Source organism: Mycobacterium sp. (assembly GCF_049281135.1).
Classification (GTDB): Bacteria; Actinomycetota; Actinomycetes; order Mycobacteriales; family Mycobacteriaceae; genus Mycobacterium.
In genome coordinates, this window is sequence record NZ_JBAPRN010000494.1 from 1 (window position 1) to 2853 (window position 2853).

A 2853-nucleotide genomic window follows, 5' to 3' on the forward strand; every position below is an offset into this window, starting at 1 on the left:
GCCCACACCCAACAGCACCGCGAGCAGCATTTCGGTGAGCGCCGGGGCGTCGGTATCCGCGTCCAAGTCGCCGCGCTGGATTCCGTCGTTGATCGCCCACAACAGGAACGCCCGAGTGGTGCCGACCGAGTCGATTCCGGGCCGGCTCAGCTCAGGGTGGCGCTGCGACTCCAGCGTTGCGGTGATCAAGAACGCGGCAGCCGTTGGGTTTTCGATATCTGAATCGATCGCGCCTTCGATGAACGCCGACACCTGTCGGGTTAACGTCGTCTCACCTCGCGCCCGCTGCACACTCGCGGCGACGACGGCACTGTTGGTCTCGTCCAACACCTGCCAATACAGGACGCGTTTATTTGCGAAGTAGTGGTTGATCGCCGGCCGCGTCAGGTCTGCCCGGAGCGCGATGGCCTGAAAGGTGGCGGCGTCATAGCCGCGTTCGCTGAAAACTTCCCGAGCAGCACGCAGAATGCGCTTACGTGTCTCGGCCGCCTTTGCTGCGGGGGGGCGTCCCGGCCCCCGGCTCGCGGGCTGCACCACAGCATGATTGTGCCACAGCTCACACTGCTGCCCGCCGAGTCGGGAGAACCGCTTGTTAGCCAGCGGTCGCTACGTCGCGCGGTGCGGCATCAATCCGTTGGGCGGGATGCTGCCGAACTTGCCGGCCTGGAAATCTTCGACAGCTTGGACGACCTCCGCCTTGGTGTTCATCACAAACGGGCCGTAATGGAACACCGGTTCGCGGATCGGCCTGCCGCCGAGGATCAGCACCTCCAGGGCGGGCGTCCGAGACTCCTGCGAGGCGGCGGCGTTGACCGTGATCCGGTCGCCAGGACCCAGGACCGCCAGTTGACCTTGTTGTAGCGGATGCGCGATCGGGCCGACCGAGCCACGCCCGGCGAGGACGTAAACCAGTGCGTTGTAGTCCCGGTTCCACGGGATGTTCAGCCGCGCCCCTGGTTGAATTGTCGCGTGTGCCATCGTGATTGGCGTGTGCGTCACACCGGGCCCGCTGTGACCGTCGATCTGACCTGCGATGACCCGAATCAGCGCGCCGCCGTCGTCGGAGGACAGCAGTGCGACGTCGGGGCCTTCGATGGCCTGGTAGCGCGGGGTGGCGAACTTGTCCTTCTTCGGCAGGTTCACCCAGAGCTGGATGCCGTGAAACATTCCGCCGCTCTCGACGAGTTCTGCCGGCGGGGTTTCGATGTGCAGGATGCCTGAGCCAGCCGTCATCCACTGTGTGGCGCCGTCGGCGATCAACCCGCCGCCACCGTGTGAATCTTGGTGCGCGAACCGACCGTCGATGATGTACGTGACCGTCTCGAACCCGCGGTGCGGGTGCCAGTCGGTACCGCGGGGTTCGCCGGGCTGGTATTCCACCTCGCCCATTTGGTCCATGTGGACGAACGGATCGAGCGCGGCGCTGCTGACGCCGGCGAAGGCGCGGACCACCGGGAATCCTTCGCCCTCATGACCGCGCGGCCCGGTCGTGATCGAGCGAACCGGCCGTTCGGTATCGGTGGGGCCTGCCGCGGACACCCGCGACAAGGCCAATGTGTCTGCGGTGATCGCGGGCATCTGTAGCCTCCTTGTGCTTCGGATACCCGGTATAACCGGACCGCGGTCCGATTATTCCGCTCAGCGCTCACTGCGGGCGGACTTCCCCGGGCAATTCACAGCGTGCGGATGTCCTGCACCGGCAGTCGCGCGCCCCGGCGCGGCTCGTAGGCCAGCCGGCTGGCTTCCAGCAACCGGACCACCCGGTGGCGGTGTGGGCGCATCGGTTCGAGAAGTTCGACCATGTCGTCGTCGTCGATCGGGTGTCCCAGCAACGTCCAGCCGATCATCTTGGAGATGTGGTAGTCGCCCACCGACAGCGCGTCGGCGTCGCCGAAGGCACGTTGAGCCGTCTCGGCGGCGGTCCATATCCCGACTCCGGGCAGCGACATCAGCGCGTCGCGGGCCTTCACGGGCGGCCATGACACGAGTCGCTCCAGCGACGACGCACGTTGTGCGCATCCGACGATCGTGCGGGCCCGTCCGGGATCCACGTTGGCGCGGTGAAATTCCCACGACGGTATGCGCCGCCACACCTCGGCCGACGGCAGCACCCGCATGCGGTCGGGGGCGGGCCCCGGTGCCGGCGTCCCGAATTTGGTGACCAGTAGGCGCCAGGCGCGAAACGCGTCCGCACCCGGCACGCGCTGCTCGAGGACTGCCGGGATCAGAGCCTCCAAGACCTGATCAGTGCGGCCGAGTCGCAGGTGCGGCACCCGCTCCTGCGCGGCGGCGACGATGGGGTTGACCGGTACGAAATCCGACGAATCGTCCTGGGCACCAAGCATTGCCGGAAGGGCGTCGAGGAATTCCTCGGCGCCGCTGCCCCACGCCGTGCAGTCGACGACGTTGGCTGCAGTGCGACTGATGCGCGCCGTGACGGAGCCGCTGGGCAACAGGCTGGTACGCCACATGGCGCCGTCGTCATCGAGCTGGAAAGTCGGATCGCCAGGCCCTCGGCGCAGCGGGAAAAGAGTCAGGCCCGGGCTCACCACACCGGGAAACGTCACCGTGCGAGCGCTACTCACCATCTGCTCCCACCGGATACCACAACTGCTCGATTTCGACGATCATAGGTCCGAGCGCGGCCGCACATCCTTGTCCGTCACGTCATTGACCGGCACTGCGTTCCACGTCAGGATGGCGAGGTGACCACCCCGTTCGACGACCCGCCGGCCGAGCTGGCGTGGATGTTCCTGCAGTGCCTGTCCGAGGGCGGCGACGTCGAGGAGTGCTTCGGGCTGCTGAGCGAGGATTTCACCTACTGGAACCTGCTGACCCGCAGCTCGGTTGACA

3 protein-coding genes and 1 pseudogene are annotated in these 2853 nt (G+C 66.5%); 1 reads left to right on the forward strand and 3 read right to left on the reverse strand.

Annotation, left to right across the window (positions count from 1 at the left end):
- The 3 genes from WAN02_RS19830 to WAN02_RS19840 form a co-directional block, all read right to left on the reverse strand.
- A partial coding sequence (locus WAN02_RS19830; RefSeq protein ID WP_422265940.1) for a TetR/AcrR family transcriptional regulator occupies positions 1-537 on the reverse strand: 537 nt, incomplete at its 3' end.
- A gap of 69 nt (positions 538-606) precedes the next feature.
- A complete protein-coding gene (locus tag WAN02_RS19835) occupies positions 607-1578 on the reverse strand; it encodes a pirin family protein (RefSeq protein ID WP_422265941.1) in 972 nt (323 codons plus the stop codon).
- Positions 1579-1673: 95 nt separating this feature from the next.
- Complete coding sequence (locus WAN02_RS19840) at positions 1674-2588, reverse strand: DNA-3-methyladenine glycosylase family protein (protein WP_422265942.1); 915 nt, start codon at positions 2586-2588, stop codon at positions 1674-1676.
- Between the two features lie 159 nt (positions 2589-2747).
- Between WAN02_RS19840 and WAN02_RS19845 the strand changes: the two are divergent.
- Positions 2748-2853 (forward strand): annotated as a pseudogene (locus WAN02_RS19845) (nuclear transport factor 2 family protein); the annotation flags it as partial.